This window comes from Veronia pacifica, assembly GCF_001707825.1.
Classification (GTDB): domain Bacteria; phylum Pseudomonadota; class Gammaproteobacteria; order Enterobacterales; family Vibrionaceae; genus Veronia; species Veronia pacifica.
Genome location: NZ_LYBM01000013.1, coordinates 1 through 16,451, shown reverse-complemented (window position 1 = coordinate 16,451; position 16,451 = coordinate 1). Strand labels below are relative to the sequence as shown.

Here is a 16,451-nt window from a genome sequence, read left to right as displayed (position 1 = left end):
GAGTGAGCAAGGAGAAACGCATGCAAGCAGTAGATATTTCACTGCAAACGCATCAAATGGTCGCAGAATATCTTGAAAAAGATCAAGACACACCAGTATCCATGATGGCTGATAGCCTAGGTAAAACAGAAGGTGAAATAACGCTCGCGCTCCCGAAGAATTTGGTCAAAGTTGCCAGTGCTGAGCACGCCCAAGCAATATTGGAGTCATTACCCGATTGGGGGAAGGTAACCACTATTGTTCACTCATTTGGCTCAATATTCGAAGCAAAGGCATCCTTTCCCAAAGGCAAAGCCGCTCACGGATTCTATAATTTAATGGGAAAAGAAGGCGAGCTTCACGGCCACTTAAGACTCGATCTAGTTCGTTATATCGCCTTTGTCAGTAAGCCTTTTAGAGGAATGGAAAGCCACTACATCGCTTTTTTTACTGAGGATCTTGGGTGCATGTTCAAAGTGTATCTGGGCCGGGACAAAAAGCGTCAATTGATCGAAGGGCAAGTTGAGAAGTATGAGGCACTAAAGGAGGAATTCGGCCAATGAGTGACCAAGATAACGCCAAAAAGTTTGAAGAGCAAAAGGCTGAGCGTTTACAAAATCGACTCGGACCTGAAATACAGGCATTCCGTGATGAGCGTAAAACGCTCCAATTGGGCACAGTGGACAAAGATGGCAAGCCTCATACCAGCTATGCGCCATTCGCTTTTTCCAAGAGAGGGTATTATATCCTTGTCAGTGACCTTGCTCAGCATGGTCTCAATTTAAAAGTGAGTCCAGACGTGTCGATCATGATGATAGAAGACGAGACCGAGGCGAGATCAATCTTTGTTCGCCGCCGTTTGTCATTCGATACGATAGCGGAACCTGTTCATCGAGACAGCGACAACTGGGAAGAGGGGATCGCTGTAATGAGTGAGAGGTTGGGTGAGATGATTGACAATCTCAGCCAGCTCACTGACTTTAACCTTTATCGTTTGAATCCAATGAACGGTCGATATGTCAAAGGGTTTGGTCAGGCGTATGATGTATCAGGCGAGGACCTGCTTTCAGTTCTTCATCTTGCCGATGGTCACGGTCACGTGAAGAAAGATAAGCAAGAAGCATAACATTGACACCAATTGCAAACTGGGTGAGTAGGCTACCTACTTACCCAGTTTCTGTTTATTCGGCTGTCTTTTTATTCCAATCAGTCAGTCTCTTATCGTCACGACGTCAACCTTTCGTATTTTCCTCCTTCTGCTTTTCATTTTCTAAGCGTCGAAGAAATGCGAAATTGCCTTTCATTTACTCATGAGTGAACAAACGCCCATAAATATATAGTTTTGACACGTTACACGCGCTTAAATTACCTTTCACATGGGTATATGATCAGTTGAATTCCTCCCCGCTCTGTTCCACCCTTAGGTCAGCGCATCGTCCGGGAGAAATGATGAAAATATCCTTCAAGACCGTTATAACCTGTCCAGACTGTGGCTTTGTTTCCGAAGAGCTTATGGATGTGACCGAGAGTGTTTCCTGCTATCACTGTCGGCAATGCGACAGCCTGATAGTCACCCCTGCAGGCGAATGTTGTGTGTATTGTTCCTTCGGTGATACACCATGCCCATCAAGCCAGTTAAGATTGTCAACAGTCAGTAATAATCCAACTAAGCAGTAAATCCAGCCACTGATTGAATTCCAGTTTATTCGAAATATAACAATTATTTAGAAACAAATCTGAATAGCTTTCAACCATCACGTGGAACTATTGTAGACAATAATTCACGTTGTCTCGAAAATAGAACAAATTCAAACATCACTAATTATTTACACTCACAAATAAAATAATTATTAACATGTGAGGAGTGAAAGCATGGGGTTACATGAATGGTATTGTGGAATATGCCGGACTGAGACCGGACATGAGGTCAGAGAACAAAATCACTATGATCCACAGACATCAGCTCTGACTGTTGCACCCGTAGGCATTAGTAAGGATCACACCGAATGTACCTGCACTGCATGTGGTGCCGTCTCATGGGTGGATCCTGTCGATATTTTCAATCTCTACGAGCATGATTTCGGGGACTAGCTCCCAGTACTTTCGGTTGTGAAAATCACAAAGCTCTGCGAGCTGGCCGGATAGGGCAAAGTCCATCTTTGCAATCAGTCAGCCTAGAGCTTTTCACAAATCAATACCTGCATAATGATTATTCCGCTTGATAACTGGTACAACCCTGCTTTTGGATGGATATTCTCTTTAATTGGTCATCATCCTGTTCGTGCTTCATCTACCTTTTACTATTGCATATCCATTAACGTTGGCAGACATCATGTCGGTTGAAATTCTGCTCCCCAATAAGCACGCTGAACTTATTCAGTTATGGGAGCATACTGTTCGACACTGCTACCCCTTTTATTGCGAGCACGATATATCAACAATCAAACAAAGTGTCCTACCGGATTTGCTTGATATGTTGACATTGCGAGCAATATTTTCGCCACAGCAAGTGATGATAGGTTTTGTTGGTGTTCGTCAAAGTAAAGTGGAGTTACTGTTCGTCAACCCTTCCTATCAGCGGCAAGGCTATGGAAAAACACTGTTGCGTTACGCGACTGAAATATTGCGTTGTGACTGGCTTGAGGTTGATAGTCGGAACAAAAATGCACGCATGTTTTACGAAAAAATGGGCTTTGTCGATTCGATGTTGGTAGAGGACTCAGAGCCAACGCTGATAAGAATGCGCAGGTGAGCTTTCTATCCTAGCTTGCCTTCTCGCTGTTTCAGTTTTCCCTCATAGAAGTAAAAACCATATAGTTACTTCTTCTGATGACGATACAGAGTTAAAACAGGCGTTAATGTCGATGGTGATTCTTGTTGCCATTCTTCAGCCATGGTGGCACCAATTACCTTCAATTCATTGATAAGCGTTTCAGAGGGTTCTTCAACCTTCATACCATTTTCAGCCAGCAGTCTCGTGTCCCTCAATTCCTGTTGCTGTATTTTCTCCCATCCTTTTTTCTCAGCAACCGCTGCAGCGTTAATGATGGCGATTTGTGTTGTAAGGTTCAGTCGTTTGAAGGCATTTTCGTTGGCAACCACGAAGTTTTTGGGGATCCAAGCTTTAACCTTTGTGAAATAGTCGAGATAGTTCCACGCTCGTGTGTGTACGCCAGTAGATGATGAGGTAAACATAGCATTGACTTTATCTTTGCTGAACGCTTGATAAAGCTCTGGCACTTGGACCAGTGTAGGCTGCGTATTCATTAATGCTGCGAGTCGCGATGTCGATGCGCTGTAAACTCGCATCTTGGTTCCTTTTATATCACTCAGCGCATGAATGGGCTTTTGTGTATAGAGTCCTTGTGCTGGCCATGGTGTAGTGTAGAGAAGGACTAGCCCTTTTTCTCTTAGTTGCTTCTTTATCTCGGGTTTTGCTGCCAGCCAAAGTTTTCGTGCTTGATGGTAATTGGTCGCAAGAAAAGGAATGTTGTCATGCTTAAAAATTGGATGACTGTCACCTAAAATGCCGATAAACATCTCAGCGATTTGTACTTGTCCTGACATAACCGCTTGTGGAATTTTCGGATGCTTCAACAGTGACGCTCCGGCTCGAACTCTTATGTGTAAAGCACCTCCGCTACCTGCTTTAACTTCTCTGGCAAATTCTCTAGCGATTGTTGTGGATAGAGTCTGATCGTCATATGGTGTGGGCATATGCCAGGTTGCAGCAGACAAATGGAATGACACTATTCCACTTATTAGGATTAACAAGCTCGATAGAGCAGCAGGTATTACATTCATCTTATTCTCGCTGTATAGAATAGTGCGCATAAAATAGGATGTTGCTTGGGTTACCAGTCACATGACAAAAGCAGTTAAAAGTAGAGGCCAGCTATGGGCAAACATAAGCCTGTTAATCAGACTAAATCACGTTAATACAATACGTTGAGCACTAAATAATGTACTTAAACCACGATTTGATTTTCTGCCGTAAAGTCTATCATCTCGGAGGTAGGTACAGAATATTAATACTGATAGAGCAGCGATAAGCAGCAATTCGCATCAGCATTAAATTACAACTCCGCGGCATAACTGCGAAAGAAAAGGGAATTCACTTTGTGTATTAAAAAATGCCGCTGATGCGGCACTCACAGTTCATTCATTAATCAATGGGTGATCACAATTGGTCAAGGTTGTTTCGAATCCAATCAGCCCGGCTTAAAATCGCTTGTTGCTCATTGTCTTCCAATCTATCCCAGTTGCCAAATATCATCCCTATTCTGGGATTCCGGGTTAGCTCATCACGATGTCTGACCATAAAATCCCAGTAAAGGCTATTGAGAGGACAGGCATCATCACCTGTCTTTAATTTGACCTTGTACTTGCAGTGTGAGCAATAGTCACTCATCCGGCTAATGTAGCTACCACTGGCGCAATAAGGTTTAGTAGCGATGATGCCTCCATCGGCAAAAAGGCTCATCCCCCTTGTATTGGGCATTTCTACCCATTCGATGGCATCAATGTATATGCCGAGATACCATGCATCCACCTGATCGGGGTTTAATCCAGTCAATAGCGAGAAGTTACCTGTCACCATGAGTCTTTGAATGTGATGAGCATAAGCCGTTTTTAGGCTCTGCTTGATTGTCTCGGACATACACTTCATGCCCGTTTCGCCATTCCAAAAGAACTCTGGTACGTCACGCGTCGCTTCAAAGTGGTTTTTTTCAGCATACTCAGGCATGTTGCACCAATAAATGCCTCTTATGTATTCCCGCCATCCCAAAATCTGCCTGATAAAGCCCTCAACAGCTTGGATACTTGCATGATCAGCTAGATATGCAGATACGGCAGCCTGAATGACTTGCATTGGCTGTAGCATTTTCGCATTGAGCGCAAAAGATAGCCTTGAATGATAAAGACTCCAGCTATGGGGTGTCTGACAGGTCATTGCATCTTGAAATCGGCCAAAATCAGGTAATTGATGTTGAATAAAGAAATCGAGAAGTTTAAGTGCATCCGAGCGAGATACTGGCCAGCCAAGACTGTCTTCCATTTCCCCAATAGTTTGAACTTCATGACGAGCCAATCGCTCAGCGACTTCAGACGTACTATGATCAAACACCAACGGGGCAGGGATCTCTGCTATGTCTGATTTTTTCAGCTTTTTTCGGTTATCCGCGTCGTAATTCCACTTGCCACCGACAGGCTTATCTGACTCCATTAATACATCAAAGCGTTTACGCATTTTGCGATAAAACGTTTCAAGCCTAAGGTGTTTACCTTTTGTGAAATTCGTTGAGATTTCTTCAAAAGGCAGGAGGAAGTGTTCAGAATCGTAACAAACTGACTGTATTCCGCATTTCTGGAGTTCTATCTGCAGCTCGTTAAACTGCTCATTTAAACGAAACTCGTCCGGGTGCTGGTATTCAAATCGAATCGCTTTGTGTTCTTTGCAGAGCCTTGTTATCAGGGATAGAAACGTCTTGTCATTTGCTGTGTCGTCAAGTGTCAAATGGGTAACGTTATGACCCGCTTTTTGTAAAGCCAACGCAAATTTTTCCATGGCAAGAAAAAATGCAGTAACTTTCTGAACGTGGTGTTTCACATAGGCGGTTTCTTGTTTCATCTCACACACAAGGTATAGAACGCTGTCGTCGCGTTCTTTGAACCAACTGTGTGACGCATTAAGCTGGTCACCCAAAATCAATCTGATCGTTTTAGTTTTCATCGGCACGCTCCTGCCTGATATGACGGTGAAGTATTCGCATTTTTTCTTTTCTAACGTCGGACCGCTTCCGCCAATGCCAAAAAAGATCTCTCGCCCTTTTACCTGATTCATTCAAATCAACAACAGGCTGGGGATAGGATTTTCCCAAGGCAAAGTCGTACATTACTTCTTCAAGCGGCGTAATTTCCCACGGTGTATGAATAAGTTCGTTGGGTATTTCACTGAGTTCAGGGATCCACTGGCGAATGAAGTCGCCGTTAGGGTCTTGCTCCTGGCTTTGTTTGACAGGGTTGTAGATGCGAACAGTGTTGATACCCGTTACGCTCGCCTGCATCTGGAACTGTGGGTAATGAATACCCGGCTCGAAATCGAGAAAAAGCTTGGCGAGGTGAGTGACGCCGTCACGCCAGTCTTGCAGTAAATGGTGGCACAAAAAGCTGACCAGCATCGCCCGCATCCGGAAGTTTATATAGCCTGTGTGGATAAGACATCGCATACAGGCGTCGACAAGAGGATAACCTGTGTGGCCTGACTTCCAAGCGTTCAACAATTTTTGGTCTTTACACCACGGAAAGTGTTCGTAGCCAGCGTTTATTGGCTGGAATTCCATCTGGCACTCACTCTCAAATTTCTGGACGAAATGACAGTGCCAATGGAGCCGGGATGATAAAGCACGGAGGGGAGCACGCCAGCCGGGCTGTTGCCAGTTTTTCAGCAGCATTTGATAGACCTGCCTTAGACTTAGATTTCCCCATGCTAGATAAGGAGAGAGCCTGCTGCATGAATGCTGACTGAGTGAAGGGCTTGAAATGCTTTTATGATAATTCTTACCACGTTCAGCAAAAAAACTGTCGAGCACTTTCCACGCTTCTGACTCACCTCCACGTTGCATATCTGCGCGATCATCGCAATCAAGTGGTTGATTAAGCATTTCACTGTCGAGGGAGGCAAAAGATGCGACATCTAAATCGACATGTTCAATGGTTGCTTTCATTGTTTGCTGCCAATGCTTATCCCAGCCGTCGCGGTTTTCCGATCCTCTTATAACGGCACCTTCTGGTGATTGATGCCAAGTGACATGATTTTCTCTACACCAAGTGGCAACTTGTTTGTCTATGTCGAATGTCACCATGAGACCGGTTTCTTCATGGCTGTAAAGACCCGCTATTTCAAACTCATTTAGAAGTGCGCTTAACGCATCAATGATCCCAAGGTCTGAGCACGCCATCCGCGCAGAATAAGGGGAAAGCTTATGGTTCATATCGGTCAGTGATTGCTGCACAAATCTCCAATGGCGGGCGCTGTAATGTTCGTCTGAAAGAAGACGAGGTTCGAAGCTGTAGAGTAAAACAACGGGTACGCCGCTCTTTAAGGCAAGAGACAGCGGAGAGTGATCGGTAAGCCGAAGATCCCTTTTGAACCAAACGACTGCGATTTTTTGCATGTGGTGTTTCTCCCAGTAGTACTAGCGAGTAGATGCCAGTCCACCTTCTTAAACAGTATGAATCCTAATGATTTCATTACGTAACCACTACTATGGAAAGTTCACATCCAAAATCATTGTTTGCACAGGTTGTTGAATAGTTGAGCAGAACAGAGGGGTTCGGCGAAGTGTTGCGTATAAATAGGATGTTTTATCGAAAACATCTTATAGCATTCATTATTATCGTTTTTATCATAATTGTTCATATCTAAATCAAATTGTCATTTATTACATGATAAATGAGATTTAATAAAAATAATTCTATTGCTTTTAGTGACTTAATACAGATATTTGAATGTCGGCGTTTCTATTTTTGAATACTCAGTTTCTTTTTTAATAAACCACGTTTTTTCCTACTTTTTACATCGTTAAAAATTCACGCTGAGGCACATAATGTTGAAGGAATTGATAGGGATAGCAAAATTTTTGGTCTTTGTTAATTAGCCTTGCCCAGATCTTTTGCAGTGTACAGCTGCAATGGAATGTTTAATGTAAGAAAACTCAGGTATGAAAGTATGAGCATTCGCTTAAATTTTAAAATGTACGCTGCATCGGCATTGTGTATCAGCCTTCTCGGGGCTTGTGGTGGCTCTGGTGGAGATTCTCCCGCCATTTCTGAACAATCTCAAACCTTGTCAAAGTCAATCACTGAGAAAGATCTCAGCGATGAAATCGCGGTTGTTGATAGTTATGCGGCGCAGAGCGGAGAAGTGCCCACCCGCGAAGAGGGTTCAACGGGCCTTGAAGAAGCAAGAAATTACCTTGCTGACGAATTTGAAAAACTTGGCTTTGACGTGTCAGAAGACCCATTCTCATATCGGGTTTGGAAAGAGGGAACGTCGTCTCTCGATATTACTGGTTTACCTCAACCCACAACATTCAATTATAAAGTGCTAGAACGTTCTGCCGGCGGCATCGTTGCTGAAACAGAATTGGTTGTACTTGATGCGACCGTATACATTCCGAATACACCGTTTGCTCCAGACCATGGTTGCAACATCGAAGATTTCCAAAATGCTGGCGTGATCAAGGACAAAATCGTTCTTGTTCAGGCGGGTGGATGTACGCTGGAGAAAAAACTCACGCTGGCGCAAGATGCCGAAGCCGCTGGCCTGATTGTGTTCAAAGAAAAGAAAGATAGCTTTAGTGATAATGAGGTCTTTAGCGAGCCGTTACCTTATCGACTCTCGCCACTCGCCACGATTCCTGTGCTTGGTATCAGTTATCAGGACGGAATCAATTTATATTCGTATCGAAACGAAAACGATTTCAGAGCTGCAGTGAGTGTTAACGTCGAGGATACCTTAGTAGAAACGAAAAACCTGATTGCGGAATTAGAAGTGTCTGGACAAAATGAAGTGATCATGGTGGGCGCCCATTTAGATTCCGCCATTGATAGTCCAGGAGCAAATAACAACGGTGCCAGTGCAGTAGCACTTTTGTCTTACGCCAGAGTATTGGTCAATAAGAGAGAGAGTCTTGGTATTGGACGGTTAAAACGTAATTTGCGAATTGCCTTTTGGGGAGCGGGAGAGGCTGGTCGTTATGGGTCTGAAAGCTATGCAGAAAAACAATTTTCTTCTAGTTATAAAAATGTTGTCAATAAAGTGTTAACAGAGATTGGTAAAGCCAGCTACGACGCTTTATCTGAGCAGGAAAAGAAAATAGTGAGCCGTCGAATGCAGGCCGGAAATTCAGTAAAGCTGTATATCGATCTTGACTCCATTGCGTCAAAAAATAGTATCTATGGCGTATACGATGGCGATCTGTCTTCAACGTCGGCTAATCCAAACAGCGCTTATGGGTCGCAGAAACTGCTGATCCCCACTGATGGCGTTCAATACCACATCGAGGAGAAATTCAGGAAAGCCTTTGTTTCTATGAATAAGAGTATTGAGCCTTTGGTGCTTGACAACAAGGCCGACTACAAAGCGTTTGGCCAATATCAGGTGCCATTTGGTGGCTTGTTCAGCGGTGGGGCCGGATTGAAAACACAGGCTCAGGTAGACACCTTTGGAGGGGAGCCCAATCAGCCGTTTGATCCATGCCATAACAAGGCGTGTGATGGCTTTGATAATGTTCACCTTGAGACATTACAGGTAAATGCGCAAGCAATGGCAGAGGTTGTCACCAGTTACCTTCTTTCGGATAACGTATTCTAGAGCGCACAATTATGCGATAAAGCGTCAAGGGTATCGGTTTTCTTGTTGATGAGACTGGCAGATAGGCACCTATACAGCTAACATACCGTAAACTATAAGGAAGTTGAGTAAGGATTCGTCAATGCCACTAGTTAGTTGTCCTGTCTGTGAAGCATCGGTATCAAAGAAAGCCCATGCCTGCCCAAAATGTGGTGAGCCGGATCCAGTGAGTTACCACGCCCGTAATCGTTGGCTTGGAAACATTTTCTGGCTTTTGGTGATTGCCGGTATTGGATATTTTGCCTGGGTAGCGCTCTGGCCAATGCTGGTTGATACCTTTAATCGTTAATGACTATACACACCTAAACAGCCGCAAATGCGGCTGTTTTCTTATATTTTTCGGATGGTTATCAGCGGCTTAACGTGTTGTAATCTGGTAACTGCGCCACAAATTTCTGGTGCACTTCAAGGTACGTCATTTTATATATATCGTCTATCACTTCGGAGCTTGGCAATAACCCTGAAAATCCGGGATGTCCATGATCTATGGTCATTTGCGCTGCCTGTTGGATATGAGCGATAAATACCCGTGGATCCTCCAGCCCAACAGAAATTCGCATCGTGGTGGGTGCAATACCTGCTTCTTTCAATGCGGGCTCTGACATTTCAGAGTGGGTCGTCATTGCAGGACACAGCGCTACCGTATTAGTTTGACCAAGACTGACTTGCATACCGATAGCCGGCTCAAGCATATCGAAAAACTGTTTATACAATGGAGGTGAAATTGGCGCTCTGTTTTCAGCTCCCTCCATATCAATGGTGAATAAGGGGGCAGGAAGGCCCAGATACAAATTCTCAGTCATTACTTTGTGATTCGGGCTTGAGGGTAGAGCAGGGCATGACACATTGATATCGGGATGCCTGTCAAATACCCGGGCCAATGTTAGTGTATTGATGGTTTTTTGTAGTACGCGCATTTCAAACGTTTTCATCCCATTCAATACTTCAAATGCCTTGTCAGCATCAAGAAATGCACCTTTTATGTAGTAAACATTCCAGAATAGCGTTTCATTCCACTTAATGTTTTTCGATTCACCGGTGGAGTCCTTGTAAGTTGCTGAGTCACCTTTGGGGATGAACATTTCTTCATTACGCCCAATGACCACGCCTGCTGTAGTGTTTCCGGTTCCTGCAAGATCTTTGGTATAGGAATGAATGACAAAATCCGGTCGCTCAGTTGGATCCTTTCTTTTTAGAACAGGCGCCAAGAAGGGTGTGCCTACTGTCGTATCCGCCATAACGACCGAGCCGCGCTTGTGCGCTTCCCGACAAATACCCGCAATGTCTAGTACATAGCCGTGCGGGTTACATGGACTTTCAACATAAATATAGATTTTACGATCATTTGAAAGGCGCTCACTGTACTTGATCTTGGCCTGTTCAATGGCTGCAGCATATGAGTCGGCGTCATATCCATCAACCCACTCGACGGCAATATCGAGATTAGATGATTTATGATACCAATCCTGAAGTAACTGATAACTCCCACCATATATGTTGCGCGAGGCGATTACGATATCTTCACGTCCAAGAAGATGGCTCAAAAGTCCATCAATCGCTGCCATACCAGAATTAAAGTTCCATGCCAGGTACTGGTCTGCCATGTCCCCAGCTTCTACATCGACAATATGATTAGCGAGACTGATTGACGTGGGGTTGAGGAGTCTGGAGTAGATCTCATGGAGAGGTTCTCTGCCATTAAATGCATCTTCTACCCATTCAGTGCAGGCAAATAGGTAGGTGGCGGTTCTTGTTACGACGGGACTTGCAGAAAAAATAGCTGCGACATTATCAAAAATCGGATACGCGCCCTTTGCTGCAAAGTGTCCATTGGTAGTGGCAATGCTTTTATAGCTGGCTCGCATAGGGTTTTGTAAGTTATCGAGAATTTTTGCTAGCTGAAATGACAAAAACCGTTTCGCGTTAAACCAAGCTATCCGATCGGAACGATCGAGGGCGGACAGTCCATGAAGAGTAAGAGACCATAGATCATGAGCATGGCCATTGGCTTCATACAAATGCGTGGAGAGTTTAATTAATGATTTTCCAAAATCGCTCTGTATATCGATACCAAAATGTTCCGCTTGTTCTATGGCTAATTCTTCAACGGTCTCTTTGGATGTGGTGTTACGTAACGGGCTGAGTTGGTGAGCAGTCTTCATTACAGCGTTCCTATTAATTACCTTTGGTTATCCTTAAAAGTTAGCAAAGGTAATAGGACAAATGATTGCTATCTATGCTCAATAATAATGATATATTGGCATAAAATGCCAATATAAGGTTACAAATTAGCTATTATTGCCTTAACAGAAAATAAAAAAACTGCCCATCTGAGGAACCTGCAATGGACGCAATCGATAAAAACATCCTTTTTGAATTACAAAGAGATGGTCGTCTCACCAATCAAGAGTTATCTGACCGCGTGGCTTTATCACCTTCTCCCTGCTTACGCCGAGTAAAAGCGTTGGAAAAGAAAGGCTTAATTACCGGATATCATGCCCATGTCGACCAAGACAAATGTGGTTTGCCCATCAATGTATTTGTTCTAGTGAAATTAGACCGGCCAACAGAAGAGAGCATAGCGAATTTCGAGTATCAAATTGGAGAAATGGATGAGGTGATGGAGTGCTTTTTGATGACGGGTACACATGATTATCTTCTTAGGGTGGTGAGTGAGTCGTTAAAATCTTACGAGCACTTCATTCGAAAACAACTTACTCAATTGAAAAACCTTGCCGCAATTGAATCCAGTTTTGCTTTTGGACAGGTTAAAAAGCAGACGACGTTACCCATAAAATAACGAATTGAAACGTTAACTCAACCACCAGCTCACAACGAAAAACGCTCCCTCTATGAGGAAGCGTTTTGGTTTTTAACCTGATGATCAAAGCAGGTTAGTTTGTTGCGCAGGCCTAACCATTTGAACCAAATGTTCAAGATCAAGTAACTCTGGGTAAGCCCTCTGTAATCTCTCAATTTTGTTGAGATAATCGTCATTGGACTGATAAGCAACCACCCAACGGTTCAGCATGACTTTTGCCAGTGGCTCAAGATAACCCTGTGGCTCGTTACACAACAAATCGAGACTGTGTTTACGTATTCTCGAATCGCTATGCTCGAGACCCATTTGGATCATGGTTGAAATACCGGGTAGCGGTCCGGACATCATTACCACTGTCATCATATCCGGGATCACCGGGTCCAACTCGAAAGCGGAAACGCCGTCCACCGCATTTAGCTCAAGCAAGGTCGTCTTCATCAACCAGCGCTTCACACTTAAATGTGGATTGGCAGACAGTGCTTTAAAGAATGTCCGTCTCTGGTCTTTGGTGGCAATCAACAACCACTTTCTCCAGTCTTCGTTCGGCTCAGCGTGACGCAGAAGGCAAGCAATTTGTCTTGAAGAGACAATATCGCTCGTCTTAGCCCTTTTGAGCAGCTCTTTCTCCATACCCTCTGGGAAATAAGGTAACTCCTGACAGGCTTCAACGAGGCGCGACCAAAGTGACGGTTGCATCGCCATTAACTCGACAAAGCGTTTGGGTAATGTTCTCCCGTTGAGGCGAGATATTGCTCTGCTTGCCTGCTCACCGGAACCAGCCAGCCACCTGACGGCAATATCATTCGAGATGGGTAAATGATGTTGCCGTAGATATAACTGTTGCTGCTTTTCGTCATCGAGCAGATAAGCCAACTTCCAGTAGAGGTTAATATTTACTGGATAGTGATCATCAAAGCTAATGAGGGTGTTAAACAACTCATCCTTCCAGCCCGGATTTTGCACATGCTGCCACTGGTATAACATCCGATTATCAATACCACGAATTGCACTCAACAATACAAGATGCGTCAAGTCACGCAATTGCTCACCGCCGACAATACTGCCCTGACGCAATGGTTGCAGGTGAGACTTAACCGCTTCCTGCAGCGTGGCTAATGCTAGCCCTGGCGTATTGTAGCGCTGGAAAGTCACCAGTAACGTTTCAACATGTGTAGCGGACAAGCCGAGTAACCATTCGCTAAGCTCTTCAAGCTGCTGATTCGAAGCAAGCTTTCGCAAGCTGACGATACTACTCAGTGCGAGACGCGCTTTTCTCTCGTCCGGCTCAGATTGTGAATAGCGTTTAAGATCTTCCGCCATTGGCAGAAAGCCACCCGGTTGATTGAGTTCACCTAACGACAAGCGTGCAGTGAGAGCAATAATCAAATTTGGATGATCCAGATAACCAAGCAACGCATTCAGCGATTTGTGATGCCGCGATGCACCGAGTGCTCTCAGTTGGCATGGTGCCGGCTCATTGCCAAGAGCGTTTACCATGTCGGGCAAGGCTAACCATTTATGATCGGAAAGAGTCCTGTTTTGCTCAAAAAGATCAATCATCATCTGGTTAACAGCACACCTTACCGCAACAGAGTCATCATCCAGCAAAGGCAGCACCATAGGGATGGTCGCATCGATTTGCCATTTACTCAGCGCTCTCACTGTCCGTTCGCGAACATCGGGCGACGGATTCTGGAACAGCGCAGGCAAGTAGGCAAGCATTGCATTCCCTGGCCGACGATACATGAGCTGCTCACTGAACGCTTTACCCGCACTGGGATCTGACGACAGTTTGGCAAACAGAGATTCAGTAAATATCGCCCCAGCGTCAAGCTGATAAATCCATGCAGCCAGACTTCCCGGCTCCTTGTCGAGCGCTAGCGTTTCGCTTAGGAATAACTTACTGATTTCGTTGTCAGAAGATATTTTTGGCGAGAATACATTAGCCAGAGAAAAATCAGTTTGATCTTCCGCCGTCGTCGACTCTTTTTCACCTTTTCCAGCCCGGTTTTCCAGCTCATCCAGCTTCTCAAGGCCCAGACTGACCAGTGTTGCCAAAGAAATATCTTCTTTTTGCTGGATAGTCATGTACTGGTTGAGTGCCAGTTTGTCATGAGATGACTCACTACCATCAGGCCAGTTAACCGTTACAATCTTCACGGGCTTAGACGCAGGTATGAGAAAGCGTTTATCTCCGTAAGATAGGAAGCTAAACCGACTGTTGCTATGTCGCCTGATAGTCGTTCCGTCCTGAAACTCAACAGTGATCGACATGTCCAAACCATTGGCTTTATCGACCGACACAAGTTCAAAACCCAGCCAATCGGCGACTTTCGGTGTTCTGTTCAGCAAAAGCTGTCCAGCGTCATTGTTGTTGGTTAAAAACAGATCCATGTCGCCATCGTTATCAAAGTCGGCATAGACACCACCACGTCCAGAATAATCAAGGCTGTTAACCACTCCCATATCTTCAAGCGACAGTTTTTTGAACTGACCACCAAGGTTCATTGCCACTACATCAGGCTGTCGCTTGGTGAGATAAGGTGTGTCTGTTTCTGGCGTCAGCTTCCCTGTTCGGGAGACCACATCCAGCCAGCCATCATTATTAAGGTCGGCAACAATATTTCCCCACACGCTGAGGTACCTTTCATCCACAGCAGAAAACTGCGCTGATTGTGTGACATTTTGGAAGTAAGGGGGTTTCAGGGAGCGTGCAACCAGAGATTGAAGACTTCCCTCTGGATGTGAAACCAGTAAATCAAAGTTCCAGTTATCAACCAACGGGCCGTATATCGCGGCGCGAGAGCCAGTCTGCATCCTAAAATCGAATACCTGACTCTTATCGCGAAGCTTCTGGCTCGTATTGAAGACCGACTTACGGGTTACATACACCTTATTGCCCGAATCATTGGCATTCACTGTGTACAGATCGCGTCGCCCATCGTGATTGATATCCCAGCTCAGTGCACTTAGCCCCTTTCCAGACGCATCTCTAACCGCAAAATCATCAGTCTGGTCGGTAAATATCAGTCCACCATGATTAATCAACAACAGGTTTGGTGCAGCATCATATTGTACAGGGTTGAAGCCAACGTTACTTGCGATACCGCCGTTTGTAACGTTTTCTTCTGGTGGGGTGATAAAACCACTGGCGTAAATATCAACCAACCCATCATGGTTAATATCAGTCAACAATATGTTCGTGTACCAACTCTTTGCCGCTGTCCGGTAGGGTGCCGGATTGAGGCCTGTGGGTTGATTCTCGTAAATAGACAAGCCGTTTCTGTGTGAGACTATCAAGTCTTCCCGACCGTCCTGATTTAAATCACCAACAGCACACCCCATGCTGTGGTCGTGTTGATAGGTGGCAACTAGCTCAAAGCGTTTGCCGCCAATGTTACGAAACAGGGCATCACCCTGTGTTTTTTGCCAAATTCCATGGCTCTCTGCCAGCTCCCTGGCGCCGCTTCCTCCTATGATAAATAAATCCTGCCATCCATCCTGGTCGACATCGAACACACATGCACCACCTGCCAGCGAATCAGCAATATTCGTAATGCCGGAAGCATTCTGCTGGTGACGGTGAAACAAGCCATAAGCCAGAGTTCGGTCCACAAAAACCGGCAACACAGGCGATGCAGGTAAACGGTTACCTGATTGCGCTGGGCTGCTAACCGGAAAAGGAATAGATGCAGTCAGTTTTTTAAATGCTTCTGGCCAGTGCCTCTCAAGACCCAGACCAAATACGAGTACGCACAATACAACAAGTAAAATGCGCTGAAACGAAAAGTATTTAAACACTATCGAATGCTCTATTTGGCTTAACAAATTGTGAATTTTTAGAATAGCCCACGAAAATAGACAGTTGGGTCTCAGAGCTAATAAAAGTAGAAAGTAATAGACAGCGTGCCAGCATAATCTACTCACTTAATTATGTTGATTTTTGACAGACATCTATAATTAGATGTTTAACAAAGAAAAAACGACTAAAAAGTGAGATGGTTGTTCTGATGTATGGATATCAAGTTAGTGAAGCCTGCTTATTCGGTGGCATTCGTCATAGGTAGGTATGTTACGTTTTACTGATTTTATATCGTCATCGCTAAAGCTATTTATTTAAACCAACTAAAAAATATGTTTTTGAGAAGTTTTATTTTCATTTAAATTAATTAAACTGAGTTAACATTCCGAATATAATGATAATATTCAATTAATAATAAGATATAAAAGTAA

13 protein-coding genes are annotated in these 16,451 nt (G+C 44.4%); 8 read left to right on the top strand and 5 right to left on the bottom strand.

Annotated elements, in window-relative coordinates; genetic code table 11:
* Window positions 1-20 precede the first annotated feature (20 nt).
* From hutX to A8L45_RS08865, 5 genes are all read left to right on the top strand, one after another.
* Complete coding sequence (hutX, locus tag A8L45_RS08880) at window positions 21-542, top strand: heme utilization cystosolic carrier protein HutX (RefSeq protein WP_068901377.1); 522 nt, start codon at window positions 21-23, stop codon at window positions 540-542.
* Entirely contained in the window at window positions 539-1,105 is a 567-nt protein-coding gene (gene hutZ / locus A8L45_RS08875) for a heme utilization protein HutZ (RefSeq protein WP_068901374.1), read from the top strand. Before hutX ends, hutZ begins: the two co-directional genes overlap by 4 nt.
* Window positions 1,106-1,425: 320 nt before the next feature.
* Window positions 1,426-1,656 carry a GDCCVxC domain-containing (seleno)protein gene (locus tag A8L45_RS25690; protein ID WP_432416290.1) on the top strand — a complete coding sequence of 77 codons (231 nt, stop codon included), beginning with the start codon at window positions 1,426-1,428 and terminating at the stop codon, window positions 1,654-1,656.
* Between the two features lie 195 nt (window positions 1,657-1,851).
* Window positions 1,852-2,070 (top strand): hypothetical protein, encoded by a 219-nt coding sequence (locus A8L45_RS08870; protein WP_068901372.1) that lies wholly within the window; start codon window positions 1,852-1,854, stop codon window positions 2,068-2,070.
* A gap of 241 nt (window positions 2,071-2,311) precedes the next feature.
* On the top strand, window positions 2,312-2,731 hold the full coding sequence (locus A8L45_RS08865) for a GNAT family N-acetyltransferase (protein WP_139122345.1): 420 nt from the start codon (window positions 2,312-2,314) through the stop codon (window positions 2,729-2,731).
* Between the two features lie 65 nt (window positions 2,732-2,796).
* Here A8L45_RS08865 and A8L45_RS08860 read toward each other — a convergent pair whose 3' ends face one another.
* From A8L45_RS08860 to A8L45_RS08850, 3 genes are all read right to left on the bottom strand, one after another.
* Window positions 2,797-3,696 (bottom strand): TRAP transporter substrate-binding protein, encoded by a 900-nt coding sequence (locus A8L45_RS08860; RefSeq protein ID WP_245680686.1) that lies wholly within the window; start codon window positions 3,694-3,696, stop codon window positions 2,797-2,799.
* A gap of 463 nt (window positions 3,697-4,159) precedes the next feature.
* Window positions 4,160-5,713: a cryptochrome/photolyase family protein gene (locus A8L45_RS08855; RefSeq protein WP_068901367.1), complete on the bottom strand. Its 1,554-nt coding sequence runs from the start codon at window positions 5,711-5,713 to the stop codon at window positions 4,160-4,162.
* Window positions 5,703-7,157 (bottom strand): cryptochrome/deoxyribodipyrimidine photo-lyase family protein, encoded by a 1,455-nt coding sequence (locus tag A8L45_RS08850; RefSeq protein WP_068901365.1) that lies wholly within the window; start codon window positions 7,155-7,157, stop codon window positions 5,703-5,705. The genes A8L45_RS08855 and A8L45_RS08850 overlap by 11 nt, the downstream gene beginning before the upstream one ends.
* Window positions 7,158-7,711: 554 nt before the next feature.
* On the opposite strand from A8L45_RS08850, the gene A8L45_RS08845 reads away from it, so the two are divergent.
* Window positions 7,712-9,358 carry a M28 family peptidase gene (locus tag A8L45_RS08845; protein ID WP_068901364.1) on the top strand — a complete coding sequence of 549 codons (1,647 nt, stop codon included), beginning with the start codon at window positions 7,712-7,714 and terminating at the stop codon, window positions 9,356-9,358.
* Between the two features lie 121 nt (window positions 9,359-9,479).
* Entirely contained in the window at window positions 9,480-9,686 is a 207-nt protein-coding gene (locus tag A8L45_RS08840) for a hypothetical protein (RefSeq protein ID WP_068901362.1), read from the top strand.
* Window positions 9,687-9,747: 61 nt separating this feature from the next.
* Here the strand turns inward: A8L45_RS08840 and A8L45_RS08835 are convergent, their stop codons facing one another.
* Window positions 9,748-11,559: a trans-sulfuration enzyme family protein gene (locus A8L45_RS08835; RefSeq protein WP_068901360.1), complete on the bottom strand. Its 1,812-nt coding sequence runs from the start codon at window positions 11,557-11,559 to the stop codon at window positions 9,748-9,750.
* Window positions 11,560-11,741: 182 nt separating this feature from the next.
* Here A8L45_RS08835 and A8L45_RS08830 point away from each other — a divergent pair, with 182 nt between their 5' ends.
* A complete protein-coding gene (locus A8L45_RS08830) occupies window positions 11,742-12,197 on the top strand; it encodes an Lrp/AsnC family transcriptional regulator (protein WP_068901358.1) in 456 nt (151 codons plus the stop codon).
* 84 nt (window positions 12,198-12,281) lie between these two features.
* Here the strand turns inward: A8L45_RS08830 and A8L45_RS08825 are convergent, their stop codons facing one another.
* Window positions 12,282-16,019 (bottom strand): FG-GAP-like repeat-containing protein, encoded by a 3,738-nt coding sequence (locus A8L45_RS08825; protein WP_068901356.1) that lies wholly within the window; start codon window positions 16,017-16,019, stop codon window positions 12,282-12,284.
* Window positions 16,020-16,451 lie beyond the last annotated feature (432 nt).

Bases quoted from the DNA above. Each gene is read 5' to 3' on its own strand.
- hutZ (WP_068901374.1), top strand. From the start codon at position 539: ATGAGTGACCAAGATAACGCCAAAAAGTTTGAAGAGCAAAAGGCTGAG.
- A8L45_RS08860 (WP_245680686.1), bottom strand. From the start codon at position 3,696: ATGCCCACACCATATGACGATCAGACTCTATCCACAACAATCGCTAGA.
- A8L45_RS08840 (WP_068901362.1), top strand. From the start codon at position 9,480: ATGCCACTAGTTAGTTGTCCTGTCTGTGAAGCATCGGTATCAAAGAAA.
- A8L45_RS08865 (WP_139122345.1), top strand. From the start codon at position 2,312: ATGTCGGTTGAAATTCTGCTCCCCAATAAGCACGCTGAACTTATTCAG.
- A8L45_RS08835 (WP_068901360.1), bottom strand. From the start codon at position 11,559: ATGAAGACTGCTCACCAACTCAGCCCGTTACGTAACACCACATCCAAA.
- A8L45_RS08830 (WP_068901358.1), top strand. From the start codon at position 11,742: ATGGACGCAATCGATAAAAACATCCTTTTTGAATTACAAAGAGATGGT.
- A8L45_RS08855 (WP_068901367.1), bottom strand. From the start codon at position 5,713: ATGAAAACTAAAACGATCAGATTGATTTTGGGTGACCAGCTTAATGCG.
- A8L45_RS25690 (WP_432416290.1), top strand. From the start codon at position 1,426: ATGATGAAAATATCCTTCAAGACCGTTATAACCTGTCCAGACTGTGGC.
- hutX (WP_068901377.1), top strand. From the start codon at position 21: ATGCAAGCAGTAGATATTTCACTGCAAACGCATCAAATGGTCGCAGAA.
- A8L45_RS08845 (WP_068901364.1), top strand. From the start codon at position 7,712: ATGAGCATTCGCTTAAATTTTAAAATGTACGCTGCATCGGCATTGTGT.
- A8L45_RS08870 (WP_068901372.1), top strand. From the start codon at position 1,852: ATGGGGTTACATGAATGGTATTGTGGAATATGCCGGACTGAGACCGGA.
- A8L45_RS08850 (WP_068901365.1), bottom strand. From the start codon at position 7,157: ATGCAAAAAATCGCAGTCGTTTGGTTCAAAAGGGATCTTCGGCTTACC.